The organism is Kosakonia sp. SOY2 (assembly GCF_027109175.1).
GTDB lineage: Bacteria > Pseudomonadota > Gammaproteobacteria > Enterobacterales > Enterobacteriaceae > Kosakonia.
Genome location: NZ_JAPVXH010000001.1, coordinates 2,579,848 through 2,593,120, shown reverse-complemented (window position 1 = coordinate 2,593,120; position 13,273 = coordinate 2,579,848). Strand labels below are relative to the sequence as shown.

The 13,273-nt window shown below is 48.2% G+C and carries 15 protein-coding genes and 1 riboswitch; of the genes, 11 read left to right on the top strand and 4 right to left on the bottom strand.

Annotation, left to right across the window (positions count from 1 at the left end; translation table 11 throughout):
* Positions 1–49: 49 nt before the first annotated feature.
* From O3S68_RS12350 to O3S68_RS12335, 4 genes are read left to right on the top strand one after another with little or no spacing between them, the layout of a single operon-like run.
* Complete coding sequence (locus O3S68_RS12350; RefSeq protein ID WP_269231609.1) at positions 50–718, top strand: hypothetical protein; 669 nt, start codon at positions 50–52, stop codon at positions 716–718.
* 35 nt (positions 719–753) lie between these two features.
* Complete coding sequence (locus tag O3S68_RS12345) at positions 754–3,273, top strand: TcfC E-set like domain-containing protein (RefSeq protein WP_442913139.1); 2,520 nt, start codon at positions 754–756, stop codon at positions 3,271–3,273.
* The gene (gene ecpD / locus O3S68_RS12340) at positions 3,263–4,900 is read left to right on the top strand and encodes a fimbrial adhesin EcpD (RefSeq protein WP_269231689.1); all 1,638 of its coding nucleotides are present in this window, start codon (positions 3,263–3,265) and stop codon (positions 4,898–4,900) included. The genes O3S68_RS12345 and ecpD overlap by 11 nt, the downstream gene beginning before the upstream one ends.
* Entirely contained in the window at positions 4,891–5,568 is a 678-nt protein-coding gene (locus O3S68_RS12335) for a fimbrial biogenesis chaperone (RefSeq protein WP_269231608.1), read from the top strand. Before ecpD ends, O3S68_RS12335 begins: the two co-directional genes overlap by 10 nt.
* Before the next feature lie 302 nt (positions 5,569–5,870).
* Here the strand turns inward: O3S68_RS12335 and zinT are convergent, their stop codons facing one another.
* Positions 5,871–6,515: a metal-binding protein ZinT gene (gene zinT / locus O3S68_RS12330; protein ID WP_269231607.1), complete on the bottom strand. Its 645-nt coding sequence runs from the start codon at positions 6,513–6,515 to the stop codon at positions 5,871–5,873.
* A gap of 257 nt (positions 6,516–6,772) precedes the next feature.
* Here zinT and mntP point away from each other — a divergent pair, with 257 nt between their 5' ends.
* Both mntP and crcB read left to right on the top strand, forming a co-directional pair.
* A complete protein-coding gene (gene mntP / locus O3S68_RS12325) occupies positions 6,773–7,342 on the top strand; it encodes a manganese efflux pump MntP (protein ID WP_269231606.1) in 570 nt (189 codons plus the stop codon).
* 30 nt (positions 7,343–7,372) lie between these two features.
* A riboswitch (Fluoride riboswitch) is annotated at positions 7,373–7,442 on the top strand.
* Positions 7,443–7,517: 75 nt separating this feature from the next.
* A complete protein-coding gene (crcB, locus tag O3S68_RS12320; RefSeq protein ID WP_020456697.1) occupies positions 7,518–7,898 on the top strand; it encodes a fluoride efflux transporter CrcB in 381 nt (126 codons plus the stop codon).
* Positions 7,899–7,938: 40 nt separating this feature from the next.
* On the opposite strand, the gene O3S68_RS12315 is transcribed toward crcB, so the two are convergent.
* A complete protein-coding gene (locus O3S68_RS12315; RefSeq protein ID WP_071925260.1) occupies positions 7,939–8,265 on the bottom strand; it encodes a four-helix bundle copper-binding protein in 327 nt (108 codons plus the stop codon).
* 323 nt (positions 8,266–8,588) lie between these two features.
* On the opposite strand from O3S68_RS12315, the gene O3S68_RS12310 reads away from it, so the two are divergent.
* The 5 genes from O3S68_RS12310 (at position 8,589) to O3S68_RS12290 (ending at position 10,851) form a co-directional block, all read left to right on the top strand.
* Positions 8,589–8,762: a general stress protein gene (locus tag O3S68_RS12310; RefSeq protein WP_020456698.1), complete on the top strand. Its 174-nt coding sequence runs from the start codon at positions 8,589–8,591 to the stop codon at positions 8,760–8,762.
* Positions 8,763–8,873: 111 nt separating this feature from the next.
* Complete coding sequence (locus O3S68_RS12305; RefSeq protein WP_269231605.1) at positions 8,874–9,095, top strand: hypothetical protein; 222 nt, start codon at positions 8,874–8,876, stop codon at positions 9,093–9,095.
* Between the two features lie 493 nt (positions 9,096–9,588).
* Positions 9,589–9,666, top strand: coding sequence for a hypothetical protein (locus O3S68_RS12300; protein WP_244173025.1), 78 nt, complete (start codon positions 9,589–9,591; stop codon positions 9,664–9,666).
* 210 nt (positions 9,667–9,876) lie between these two features.
* Entirely contained in the window at positions 9,877–10,182 is a 306-nt protein-coding gene (locus O3S68_RS12295) for a hypothetical protein (protein ID WP_442913123.1), read from the top strand.
* A gap of 75 nt (positions 10,183–10,257) precedes the next feature.
* Positions 10,258–10,851, top strand: coding sequence for a LysR family transcriptional regulator (locus O3S68_RS12290; protein WP_097406323.1), 594 nt, complete (start codon positions 10,258–10,260; stop codon positions 10,849–10,851).
* Positions 10,852–10,903: 52 nt separating this feature from the next.
* Here the strand turns inward: O3S68_RS12290 and O3S68_RS12285 are convergent, their stop codons facing one another.
* Positions 10,904–11,731: a glycosyltransferase family 8 protein gene (locus O3S68_RS12285; RefSeq protein WP_269231603.1), complete on the bottom strand. Its 828-nt coding sequence runs from the start codon at positions 11,729–11,731 to the stop codon at positions 10,904–10,906.
* On the bottom strand, positions 11,728–13,110 hold the full coding sequence (locus O3S68_RS12280; protein WP_269231602.1) for a D-arabinono-1,4-lactone oxidase: 1,383 nt from the start codon (positions 13,108–13,110) through the stop codon (positions 11,728–11,730). The genes O3S68_RS12285 and O3S68_RS12280 overlap by 4 nt, the downstream gene beginning before the upstream one ends.
* Positions 13,111–13,273: the final 163 nt, after the last annotated feature.

Sequence of the window (13,273 nt, the reverse complement as noted above, 5' to 3'; positions counted from 1 at the left end):
AAATCGGGGAGGCTTTAACGTTTCCCCTGTTTAATATTAAAGGTGTTTCATGAGGAATGTTTTTATACTTTTCTTTGCTTTTTTAGTGTTTAATTTTTCTGCTCGAGCACTGGATGTTGGAGATATTTCTACATTTATCAGCAGTGATCGTTCTGTTACGAGTAAGGAAATTAAAAATACAACGACTACCGGACGTTTAGTTAACGTTCGTATCGAAAAAGTATCATCTCCACTTGATGATGGTGTAGCGCTCCCGATGGATAATGAAAACGAGCTATTACTTACGCCAGGAAGTTTATTAATGCCTGCGAATAGTAAAGAAGTTATTCGTTTTTTTTACCACGGGCCACAGGATGATAAAGAAAGATATTATCGTATTGTTTGGCTTGATCAGGCTTTAAGCGATGCTACGGAGAATGGATCGAAGCGAAATGCCGTCGCGACTGCGTCTGCTCGTATCAGTACGATCCTGGTGGTAGTCCCACGTAAGGTGAATTTTTCACATCATTATCGTGATGGGAAAATTATTAATAATGGTAATGCAACTCTCCGCGTAATTGCTTATGGTCCATGTCAGAAAATTGAAGATGGAGAGAGTTGTCGTGAAAATTATTATGTGATGCCGGGTAAATCCCGCATCTTTTCCCGGGTGAATGTCGCGAATAAAAAAGGACACGTTGCTCTATGGCAGTCCGATCAATTCGTACCGATTAAATAACTTTTTTTACGGGGCGATTTGTGGCTTTTCCAGTAATGAAAATTCGATTAAAGGAATTAATCACGTGCAGTACATTATTTTTTTTGGGTGTGGCTAATTCGACCGCTGGAAGTACATCAAAAATTAAACAGATCGCAGGTATTATTATTCCTGAGGCTTTTACCCTGGCACTGCGCGACGGTATGAAAATTCCTCTCTTTTTACACCTGAATGGCACAGAGGGAACGCGTAGCGATCAACGCGTGGGAAATGCTTCGGTTTGGCTGGATGATTACCAATTACGAGTTGGACAGATTCAGCTCGAAGATCACGAGGGAAATGCCACTCTGAACAAAAATACGCAGCAAAAACTGATTGCGATAACAGAGGTCAAGTTTGACGAGCAACTCAAAGTTGCGGTAACCAGCGACGCCTGGCTTCAGTTAAACCTCCATCAGCTACGGCTGCAACTAATTGTCAATAAGGAAGCTATGGGGATGGTATTGCATTCTCGCAGCGAAGATATTGGTGGATCAAGCACAGACGCAGTGAGCGGTACTTTGAACTATAACCTGGGTGTTTATAACAACCAGATGCGTGCAGGTGGTAGCAGTACCTCTAACTTTCTCTCGTATCGTAACGTGACATCATTACGGGAACACCATATTGCGGTTGATGGCTCGCTCTATGGTATCGGTACGTCTAATAGGCAGAGCGCTTTATATAAATTTATGTATGAACGCGACTTTGCCGGTCATCGCTTTGCCGCCGGGATGCTGGATGCCTGGAATATTCAGTCGCTTGGCCCCATTACCGGGATCGCCGCTGGAAAAATTTATGGAGTGTCCTGGGGAAATCAGGCACAGTCCACCGTTTTTGATAATGCCCAATCAGCCACGCCTGTTATTGTCTTTCTGCCAGCTGCGGGTGAGGTTCATATCTACCGTGAAGGGAAGCTGCTTAGCGTACAGAATTTCGGCATGGGGAACCATGAAGTCGATACGCGTGGATTGCCATACGGTATTTATGACGTCAATGTCGAAATTGTGGTCAATGGGCGAATTACCAGTAAAACGACACAGCGTGTGAACAAAATTTTTTCACGCTACCGAAGCACAGGGATGCCGCTACGCTGGCAGTTTTGGGGCGGGAGAATATTGATGGATGCACATCAATTTCGTTCCCGTTCTGAAAAAAAAGACGGCCATAAAGCAAGCATGTTGGTAGGGGCCTCATTATCCGGCAGCGCTGGCACCTTGGGGTGGTCAGCATCGGGTTACAGTTATAACGGACTCACAATTGGTGAAACACAGCTCTCCTGGCCTGTTACGGAAAAATTATCGCTGAACTTACAAAATATGGTGGCAAGTGATCGCTCATGGAGCAGTATTTACAGTATTAATGCAACATTACCGGGTGGTTTTTCTTCTCTCTGGCTTAGCCAGGAAAAAACAATGACCGGCAATACATTACGCCATAGCGATGCGAATAACCGGGCTATTGGCGGCTCAATCAATCTGAATGCTTTATGGTCAAAGTTGGGCGTATTGAGTGGTAGTTATAACGAAGATCTTCTTTATGGAAATCACTATTACACAGGTGATTATTCACAGACGATCTTCACTGGCTCGCTGGGTACACTTGGCTTGCGTGCCGGGATACAGCGTTACCAGAATGGCTATCGCGATAATGGAACTGAAAAATATATAGCACTGGATTTATCTTTGCCGCTGGGTAATTGGTTGCGTGCAGGTATGGCCCATCAAAATGGTAACACTATGGCGAACCTATCTGCGCAAAAACAATTTTATGATGGTGTTATTCGTGGGGTGGGAGCCGATCTTTCTCGCGCAATAAGTAGCCGTGCAGGGGATGATAAAACCCTTAATGGAGGTGTATGGACAAACTATGAAACCCGTTTCTCTTCCGGAACGCTAAATATCAATCGCGGTGTCGATGGATATATCAACACTAACCTGTCAGCCAACGGCAGTTTTGGCTGGCAAGGGGATGAAATTGCGCTTAGCGGTAAAGATGATGGTGATTCAGGTGTTATATTGCGGACTGATATGGAAAATGATGGGAAATTAATTGCTAAAATTAATGGTCGAAATTTTCAGTTGACGGGAAAACAAAATTATATTCCGCTGCATCCCTACAGTCGCTATGAAATTGAAATTATGAATAGCCAGGATTCATTAGATAGCTATGATATTTCTGCGGGTAAGAAAAGTAAGCTCACGTTATACCCCGGCAACGTTGCTATTGTGAGGCCGGAAGTCAAGCAAATGGTGACGGTTTTTGGCCGAATTCGTGCTGAAGATGGCTCATTGCTTACCCATGCTCGTATCAGTAATCATATTGGGCGTACCAATACCGATGAACACGGCGAGTTTATTATGGATATTGATAAAAAATATCCAGTCATTGATTTCCAATACGGAAGCGATGAAAGCTGCGAAATTGCTCTCGAACTCAGTAACGTACGTGGTGCTGTTTGGGTTGGGGATGTGATTTGTCAGGGATTGAAATCATATGTCAGCACTCTACGGCCAGGTACGAAAAATGCGGGGTAATCTTCTAAGGCTATTAATTCTTTTCATGGCTGCTATGTTTATCTGTCGCGGTGAAGCGGCGGTAAACAAAACGGTATGGGGCGATGCTGCAACACGCGAATACGTTTTTGTCGAAAATGATACCGATGATAACTATTTTGTGACGCCTGCGGGAGTTCTGGATCCAAGAATGACGGGCTCAAATCGTTGGACCGGGCTGAAATATAATGGTTCGGGCACAATATATCAACAGAGTCTTGGCTATATTGATAACGGTTACAATACGCCTCTTAATCACGGCTGGCATTTCGATATGTGGATTGAAAATAGCCCCATTTCGTACCCTTTATTGGGATTACGATGTATTAACTGGTATTCAGGCTGCGATATGATAACCAGCTTAATTCCGCCAATATTAACGGATGCGGATGGTTTTTATGGTGTCACTGTCCCGGCGGGTGGAACGACCTGGATGCATGGGATGATGTCTGACACGTTTTATGAGTATCTGCGCCAGATGCCTGTTGGAGACAACTTTTCAATGACCATCAACACATGCCAAACAGATGTTAATTACTCGCCAGGGACGGGTGAGCGCTGTGTACAAATGTCGAGTGGGCAATGGTATGTGCGTAAAGTTTCTTTCACCAAAGGCGCACATCTTAAATTCTTAAATACCAACTCGCTTTCGGAAGTATTTATCAATAGTGATGGTATGCCAACAATTGGGGAGGGGAATTCTGACTGTAAGTTGCAGGTTATTGGTTCACGTTCCGGGTTAGCCTGTAAGATGTTGAATTATACCTTACAAACTAATGGCGTGAATAATACTTCTATTACTATTTTCCCCTCAGTTAATCATGCAGCATTGTCGGCAGCGATTGGTACTTATGATATGCAATTCAGTCTCAATGGGCAGGATTGGAAAGGGGTCAGCGGTACCACTTATGCCTATAATTTTAATGATTTGAAAAAGTCCAATTCAGTCTATCTTTTTTTATCAAACAATTTTTTCAAACAAATGGTGAATCTTGGGATAAGTGATATAAATAGTCGGGATCTTTTTAATTTCCGTTTCCGTAATGCTGTTGCGCTGGAATCCGGGTGGTATGAGATGTCTACATCTGGCCAGCTCATAATAAAACCGCGCGATTTTAGCGTAAGTATTATCTCAAAAGATTTTTCGCAAGCACCATATCGACAGGGCCTGGTCGGTAGTGGCAAGCCATCGCTGGATTTTGAATATATCGTAACTACCAATGGGAAAACGGCCGCTGATGAAGTGCTGGCGAGTGTAGCGGGTCCAGGACAGTCAATTAATGGGCGGCCATACTGCATTTTTTCGTCCAGTGATGGGCAAATAAAAGTGCCATTTCCTGCTTCGTTGTCTTTTTTGAATCAGTCCGGTGCGTCAGTAGCCTATGACGTCGGGTGCGATGATTCTATATGGCATGACATCACCAGCGCATTGTGGCTCTCCACACCATGGTACGACCCTGCGCTAGGCTCCGGCGTAATGAATAAAACCAATTTAACATTCTCAATCAATATGGATGCCCCTGAATCTCAAAAGACTATCGCTGGTGATGATTGGTTCGGTGAGGTCAGCGCATCAGGAGAAATCCGCGTGAAGGCTATATGGCATTGATATTAAAGATTCTTCTTTGCTTTTGTCTCTTACCGGGACTATCCGCAACATCAAACGCTATTTCCGTCGGGCATCTGACTTTTTCCATGGCGGCAGATAAAAAAATGATTAGCAAATATGTGGTTAATAATAATGAACAAGCGCGCCTGTATCGTATTTCGATTACAGCCATTGACCGTCCCGGCGAGCATGAGATCCGTCATAGCTTAACAGACGGCCAGCTTTTGTTTTCACCACGCCAGATCACATTACAACCGGGCGAAGGTAATTTTTTTAAATTTTACTATCGGGGACCTCAAGACAATATTGAGCGTTACTATCGTGTGGCATTTGCTGAAATCCCACCACAAAATCGTCTCATACGAAGTGGTAAAAGCAACGCCGTTAGCATAATGCCGGTTATCGTGCTGGAGACGATTTTGGTCGTCCGACCCCGACAAGTAAATTTCAAATGGGATTATGACTCACAAACTGGCGTCGTAAAAAACAGTGGTAACACATGGTTTAAGCTACTGGCGAAACCACATTGTGAAACAAAAGAAGAAGACAGCAAGGCATGGTATCTGCGTCCTGGCGAAAGCGTACGTCATGATTCGCTGCGAGGTATAGGAGGCAAGTTCATCATCTACAACGATAAGTTTATTAACATTACTGATGACTGCCGCTAAGCCACCTTCATAAATCTGCTGAACTGGGGCAAATTTTTTATCTCATCTGGTTATATTTCGATTATTAAAATAACCAAGCTGTGTAAGGTTATCGAGTGCATATTCCACTGAGGAGAGGGTATAAATCGCCACTTTTGCACTGATCCATTATTCTGCCGAGGCGGAAATTTTGATCAGGAGTGCCCACCGGAAGCCTTGAAAGCCAGCCAGAACGAACGGAGCGCCGGTTAAGAGAATGGTGGACAATGCGTTTGAGGATGACCATCCGCGGGAGAAAGGATTTTTCGCCCGCGGTTAAACCATCAGTGATGGAGCATTTCGTCAACAATCTGCGCTTTAGTCATATTGTACGGATAATATGTCGGCCAGTTATCCATCTCTTTTAACAGCGCGTCTTGCGATTCGTTGCCCATAAAAATATGGAAATGTTGCGACTGGCGCGGGCCGATAATATGGTCGCTGAACTGCAAATATTTTGGCGCTTTTGATTGCGCGTCTTTACATTCAAAGAGATAACGCACGCCTTTTTTCCCGGAGGAGTAAGTCAGGATTTTATAGCCCGCGTAATCATAACGGCAGGAATTGACCGTTTTGCCAACGTGAAATTCCATTACGTTGTTTTCTATGCCAATCATTTCTACATCGGTGGCGTAACCTTTTTGGTAATAGGCGCGATACTCTTCAACGCTTTTACCGCCTTGTTTTGCTTTTTTCTCCAGCACCGGATCAAGATCGCCCCTTAGCAGATACGGGTTCACGGATTGCCAGATTCCGTCCCAATCGGACAATGCCCGGTCTTTTACGTCCTTATCATCAAAAATGCCTTCGCTGGCTTTACGCTCCACTTCTGAAAGCGGTTTGCCGTGGTGGTGGTCATGCGCCAACGTTGGCGCGCTCATTAGCAGCACTCCCATGCCAAGTACAAAGGCTGATTTCTTCATGATCATATTGCGCTCCCTGGTTATCATTTGTTACGAAGTGAAATGTTATAATATAACAAAATCAAATGCCACATCGCTTTCAATTCACCAGCCAAATGAGTGGGGCGCCGTACAACATAGCCAGCGCTATAAAACATAGCAATATCTATATGTTTATGATTAATAAGTAATTTTTGCGTTTTTTATTCGGCTATGGCATTCTTGCCGCTCTTTTCGCAGCGTCTGCGTTTTTGCCTTCGCCTGTGGGCATTTAGGGGTCAGCAATGAGTTTTTACGCAATAAGTATTCTTGCTTTCGGCATGTCGATGGATTCTTTTGCTGCCGCTATCGGTAAAGGGGCGATGTTAAAACGTCCGCCGGTGAGCGAAGCGCTACGCACCGGGTTGATTTTTGGTGTTATTGAAGCCATCACCCCAATTATTGGGTGGGCCGCAGGTTTGGCCGCCAGCCAGTACATTATGCAGTGGGATCACTGGATAGCCTTTGTACTGCTGTTTGTGCTTGGTGTGCGCATGATGAAAGAAGGAGTGAGTAAAACTGCGGATGAAGAAGCCGAAGCGCCGCGCCGCCACGGTTTCTGGTTGCTGGTCACCACCGCTATCGCTACCAGCCTTGATGCGATGGCCGTTGGTGTCGGTCTGGCGTTTCTCAATGTGAACATTGTGACGACGGCGCTGATGATTGGCCTTGCGACCACCATCATGGCCACCACCGGGATGCTACTGGGGCGTTTTCTTGGCACGGCGATCGGTAAATGGGCGGAAGTGCTCGGCGGTGTTGTGCTTATCTGTATCGGCAGCTCAATTCTGGTTGAACACTTAGGCTTACTGTAACTTGCCCGAACGTGTGAAATCGTCAACAATGCGTGCTCAGGTGATGGCGTTCCACCTGACCCAACCGCTTCTCTGAGAAGCTGATGACGCCTGGTATGTCTCTGTCATGAGGCATGTCGGGCGTTTTCCTTTTGTGTTCCCTGCATGCCTCGCACTTTTGTTGATGAGGAAAAACATGCTCAAATCTTTATTTGCCGTAATCATCGGTGGTTCTGCAGGCTGCGTGATCCGCTGGCTGCTCGCGATTCGTTTAAATACGCTGTTTCCCAATCTGCCGCCCGGCACGCTGCTGGTAAATTTACTCGGCGGGCTGATTATTGGCGGCGCGCTGGCGCTCTTTACCCGCCAGCCGCATCTGGATCCCAACTTGCGGCTGCTGATCACCACAGGCTTATGTGGTGGCATGACCACCTTTTCCACTTTTTCGCTGGAGATTTTTACCCGGTTGCAAACGGGCAACTATGCGTGGGCGCTGGCTTCGGTGCTGGTGCATGTAACGGGATCGATTTTAATGACGGCGCTGGGGTTTGCGCTGATAAACACCTGGTATGGATAAAACAGGAAGGGGGCAATGCGCCCCCTTTTCTCAGCGCATTTCACGCCGCCATTTGCAGGCACGCTTGTGCGCAAGCCCGGCAACGTTTAGCGCACTGCTGGCAGTGCTGATGTTGATGCCGGCTGCACTCTTCGGCGCAGGCTCTGCACACATCGACGCAAATCCGGCACAGCGAGGGTAAATGTTTACTTTCCAGCGCCATGAATTGACCGGCAAGGCGGCACAGGGCGGCACATTGTACGTCCAGCTTGATGCACTCACGCATCATGTCGATATTCTCTTCCTGCAGGCAAGAAAGCGCACAGTGTTCGCAAGCCGCAGCGCATTGATAACAGGCTTCTGCGCATCGTTGATGTTCTGTATGCATGATTTATCTCCATAATATTTGTGCGTCATAAGATAAGTGTGCACAGAATATTTATCCCTACCATTTTATTTACACATTTCATCACATCTGTCCTTTTATTAGGCGAGAGAAATTTTACTAACCCGCTTATAACTATAAAGATTTATTTTTAATGCAACATATGTGTTTAAATATTTCTTTAAAGATTGTTGTTTTTATATTGATATATTTTCGGATGATCAATTGACTAATCGTGATAAATAGCCAGACTTAAGACTCCAACGCGATTGATATGGGTTATTAACCGTATCGATTATATCGAAAACGAGATGTGGAGATATAACATGGCCGAACATAGAGGCGGTTCCGGTAATTTCGCTGAAGATCGTGAAAAAGCGTCAGAAGCGGGGCGTAAAGGTGGTCAGCACAGCGGTGGTAATTTTAAAAATGACCCCGAACGTGCATCCGAAGCCGGTAAAAAAGGTGGTAAAAATAGCCACGGCGGCGGCCAGAAATAGCCGTTTCGCTAGTTCTTTTTATTATCTGTAAAGTTCAGAACGACAGCGGGCCGGAAACGGCTCGTTTTTTTTAATTAACACTGTTTTGAAAATAAGAAGATAGAGGTATTAATGAGTTCGAAAAATAATGATGAGGGTGAGAGGATATGCACATTACCTGAAGATTTATCTGAGCATTTATCTACTCATTTAATTGAAGATTCTCACCATCCTGCCGAAGTAATTGCCATTAATTTTACCGAAGCAGTTGATTTACGTCTCCCACCTTACAAGAAACGTCTTGTGCATAAAATGGCCAGCCGCAAACAACCCCCAAAAGGCAATAATCAATAAATCCTTTTCACCTTTCTAACGGCCTTGTGCTACTTCAACGCGGAGAACTCTTCTTTTCAAGTTATGCCGCTGAAAGAGACAGGAAACTTTCAGCCATTCGTTTTTACGAAAACGATCAGAATAATTTTTAGCGCATTGAAAACGAATAAAAAATAACCTTCAGGCCCGGCAAATCCGCGTTGTACCTGAAGGCATGCAATTGCATTTTCGTTACTAACAATAAGCGTGCTAATTATTAGCAAATTTCAACACGAAAATCGCTATAAAACAGCGAGTTGCGATGAAATAAACCGATCTTTTCGAATGAATTTTTTTATCGTTAACACATTGATGTTATTGATGATTTGTCTGCATTTCATCCATCAGGCGTTTACAACCAAACCGGTGTCGCAGCGGCTACCGGGCCTTATGGTATTTTTTTTGCCTGCCGCCTGGCCTCTATAACAGCGGAGGATCTATAGTGAGTGAACTGAAGGCAACGAGAGGAGGTTTCGTGTTCAACGTTGAAAAAGATGACCCTCGTGAAGCGCCGGAATCGGGGGATAAAAAACCCCAACCGGTGAAGAAATAAATAAAAAGGTCGCTACGGCGGCCTTTTTATTTATTATTCAGTTTGTTACAGCAACACCTTGAAGAGACTCGCGCGTATCTCAACGGCCTGGTTTGTTTATCGAACGCAAATTGACGCCTGCTGGTTGGCTCTGTTTCTTATCAATACTCTGGCGCGCACATCTGGCTTCAGGCACCGCAAGCCATCCTGCCTCGCGCCGCTGTGGGCATCATGACGGCCCGGAAGGCGGATGAACCAACTTCGGCGCGCTATTTTTACCATCATCAGCAGGCGCTGCACCTGCTGCTGCGGCTGACATTGAGTGGCAAATTGCCTGTTTGCGCACGGCTTCACCATCTCAACCTTGCTGCGCGGTGGGCGGACAGGATCTTGTTGTTACACCGGGGAAAATGGGTGGCACAAGGCACGCCGGAACAGGTGATTCAGCCACCGCTTATCGCGCCGTGGTACGGTGCCGGGGGCGAGGTGATCCCGCATCCGGGCGGGGACACGCCGCCGCTTTTTCTCTTGGTCTGATAAACGCCACTGTTGGCTGATGAAGCCGTATTTTTGCTAAAGTTTAGTGTGACTTAACTGATGCGGAGATCGGCAATGACCTTACCGCCTTTGCAGGCGCTCATCTGTTTTAATGCTGTCGCTCAACACGGCAGTATGAAAGCGGCGGCAGCGGCATTATCCATCAGCGCCAGCGCAGTGAGCCAGCAGATTGCCAAACTGGAAGCCTGGGTTAATGTACGGCTGTTTATGCGCGGTTCGCGCGTGCTGACGCTGACGCCGGAAGGGAAAATTTACCTGCGGGCTATTCAGCCTGCTTTTCATCAGATTTCACAAGCCACCCACCGGTTAATTGACGCGGCGGCGCACCGCCGTGTGAGCGTCAGTTGTTCAACGGAGTTTGCCATGCACTGGTTGCTGCCAAGGCTTGGCGGTTTTGAACGTTATTACCCGCATGCCGAGGTGCTTATCACTACCACTACGCGGGACGTTGATTTGAAAAGGGAAGGGATCGATTTTGCTTTTCGCCGCACGGTGCAGGCCGGGAGTGAAGGTATCCTGCACCCGCTGGAGAACAGCGGCGGGATGCTGCTGATTTACGATAAATCGGCGCTGTTAGAACCTCTTTGCCACGCCTTTCGCGACTGGCTGTTGGCCGCCGCGCAGGAACATCATTGGCCGGAACGGTAAACGCAAAAGGCGCGGCATGTTCGCGTTCCGGCAATGGCGCGCTCATCGGCGGTTACGCATATTTCCACCACAATCGATGCAGTTCATATCCCTTGTCACCGGGTTCGGGCCGCTTTTCCCAGGGTTTATCGATAATAAAGTGCAGGTTTTTTACCTGCGCTAAATCCCACATTTGCGGATGCTGGAGCGGCAACGTTTTTAAGGCGTTATAACCATAATGCAGCGGTAGCCAGCGGTCGCGGAACACTTCGTTCAGAAAATCCTGCTCGGCAAAAACATAGCCCGAAATATCGGCTTTCTCAGCCAGCTTCGCTATCATCTGCTGATAAAGGGCATTATCCGGCGTGAGCAGCAGAAACCCGCCGTTCAGGTAGTTATCCAGCGACGCCGGTGGGTTGGCATGCATTTGCGCGTCCGTACACCAGCTGTAATAGCAGTTTTCCGGCCGCCAGCTCGCCGGATAGCTTTCGATATGGTTAGGGTTACAGCGACAGGCATGGCAGGCGGCAATGGTGCCTGCGGCCAGTGGCAGTTCAAAAAGGTGATCCATATTTTGCAGCACCAGCATATCGGCATCGAGAAACGCCACTCGCTGGTATTCCTCAAGCGTCCACACTGCCAGTTTGCTCCACACGTCGGCAAAACGGGCGTTTGCATAGCGGCTTTCAAGCGTGGGATCGGGGCCGATAACCGGCACTTCCCGCACTTTGCAGCCTTGGGCGCTCAGGTGCTGGCGCGTGCTGTCGTCAATGGCGTCGGTAACCATCACCACCAGCGGCCACGGCGAACCGCTGGCGCGCAGCGAACGGTGCAGTGTTTCTACACCCGGCAGGTAATCTGGCTGCGTCAGGAGAGTTACCCAGGCGAATGCGGCGCTCATGACAACAGCTCCGTCATAAAGGTGTTGAGAAATTTGCCCTGCGGATCAAAACGCTGGCGTATAGCCTGAAACGCCGTCCATTGCGGGTAGAGCGCGGGCCAGTCGTATAACGTCGGATCGAAGTATTTCCCCCAGTGCGGCTTCCCGCCTTCTTCTGCCAGCAACTGTTCGGCGGCGCGCAGAAACGCCAGCCCTTCTTCAGAGAGCGAGCCGTCTTCGGCGTAATAGACCACAAAGCCAAAAAAACAGGTCGCTTGCTGCCAGGCCGGGCTTAGCCATGCTCCGGAAGGCCCGGTGCAGCGCAAAATAATCGGATAGTGCATATGCGGGTGCGATTGCTGATGCCACGCTTTAATGCGCGCAATCACCGCCGGGGCACGCGCCAGTGGAATACCGATCTCAATATTGATTTGCGGCGTGGCGATACCCCGGCAGAACACCTGGTAGATATCACCAATCACATCTGAAAAGTCTTTAAAGCGCGTTACGGTGCGAAACGGCTTGCCGTTTTCATCAACAATATTGGTGTCGTCATGCATCTGCTCCAGCGTTTTTTCCACCGTGTCGTTCATCTGCGTGTCGGTCTCTTCCCGTTCCACCAGATCACCATGATTATCGCGCCATAGCGCCATTTCATCGGCGGTGGATTCGCGCGCGTTCCAGGTGTGAACTTTGTTTTCATCCGGGAACCACCACGTTTTGCTGAACGCCCACTGCTGGTTCCAGCTAAGCAAGTCTTGCGCAAGATTCCCGGCGCTGCTGGCGCTTTTAAAGCAGGTATACAGCGTTGCCGGGCGCGTGCGCAGGGTGACGGCGGTAATCGCCCCCAGCGTGCCGAGCGCCAGTTGCGCGGCGGCAAACGCGGGTTGCTGGCGGTCAAGCTCGTGGATCTGCCCGGCAGCATCCACCAGCCGGATACGCAGCGCTTCATCCGCCAGCGAGCTTTGCTGCATGCCCTGGCCGTGGGTCCCCGTTGAAATGGCGCCTGCCAGCGTTTGTGAATCGATCACTCCCGGCGACGCGTACAGCATGCGGTTCATGACGCTGAGGAGTTCAAACACTTCGTGCAGCTGCGTCCCGGCGCCAAACGTTACGCTGTCGTCATCCACCGCCAGCACACCGTGCAGCGCAGAGATATCAATTAGCGTATCGCCCGGCTGGCTCAGTTTCAGCATGCGCCCTGGCGACATGCGACTGCCCATCACCCGCACGCGCCCGGCAGCGGCGGCAATAACCTGCTGCAACTGCGCTTCATTTTCCACATGGATGACGGCGTTTTTGCTGGCCAGTACCGCGTTTTTCGCCCAGTTGAAAAGGTGCGGATCTTGCGGGTCTGCATGCGGCTGTCGGCGTGGAAAAAGGGTCTGCGTGTCGTTCATGGGCGGCTCCTCGCTCAGATTTTTATTTATTAACCAAGCGTAGCGCATCACAGAAACGTGTGAGTGTTGGCGCGGCTTTTCAAGGCGCTTCGGCGTGGCGCAACAGAGGATGGGGGACTGTTAGCCTGGCGTAACACCAGGCAGGTGGAATACCAAATTAAGC

Bases quoted from the DNA above. Each gene is read 5' to 3' on its own strand.
- O3S68_RS12285 (WP_269231603.1), bottom strand. From the start codon at position 11,731: ATGAGCGCCGCATTCGCCTGGGTAACTCTCCTGACGCAGCCAGATTAC.
- O3S68_RS12315 (WP_071925260.1), bottom strand. From the start codon at position 8,265: ATGCATACAGAACATCAACGATGCGCAGAAGCCTGTTATCAATGCGCT.
- ecpD (WP_269231689.1), top strand. From the start codon at position 3,263: ATGCGGGGTAATCTTCTAAGGCTATTAATTCTTTTCATGGCTGCTATG.
- O3S68_RS12280 (WP_269231602.1), bottom strand. From the start codon at position 13,110: ATGAACGACACGCAGACCCTTTTTCCACGCCGACAGCCGCATGCAGAC.
- O3S68_RS12335 (WP_269231608.1), top strand. From the start codon at position 4,891: ATGGCATTGATATTAAAGATTCTTCTTTGCTTTTGTCTCTTACCGGGA.
- O3S68_RS12295 (WP_442913123.1), top strand. From the start codon at position 9,877: ATGACGGCCCGGAAGGCGGATGAACCAACTTCGGCGCGCTATTTTTAC.
- O3S68_RS12350 (WP_269231609.1), top strand. From the start codon at position 50: ATGAGGAATGTTTTTATACTTTTCTTTGCTTTTTTAGTGTTTAATTTT.
- zinT (WP_269231607.1), bottom strand. From the start codon at position 6,515: ATGATCATGAAGAAATCAGCCTTTGTACTTGGCATGGGAGTGCTGCTA.
- mntP (WP_269231606.1), top strand. From the start codon at position 6,773: ATGAGTTTTTACGCAATAAGTATTCTTGCTTTCGGCATGTCGATGGAT.
- O3S68_RS12345 (WP_442913139.1), top strand. From the start codon at position 754: ATGAAAATTCGATTAAAGGAATTAATCACGTGCAGTACATTATTTTTT.
- O3S68_RS12290 (WP_097406323.1), top strand. From the start codon at position 10,258: ATGACCTTACCGCCTTTGCAGGCGCTCATCTGTTTTAATGCTGTCGCT.
- O3S68_RS12305 (WP_269231605.1), top strand. From the start codon at position 8,874: ATGAGTTCGAAAAATAATGATGAGGGTGAGAGGATATGCACATTACCT.
- O3S68_RS12310 (WP_020456698.1), top strand. From the start codon at position 8,589: ATGGCCGAACATAGAGGCGGTTCCGGTAATTTCGCTGAAGATCGTGAA.
- crcB (WP_020456697.1), top strand. From the start codon at position 7,518: ATGCTCAAATCTTTATTTGCCGTAATCATCGGTGGTTCTGCAGGCTGC.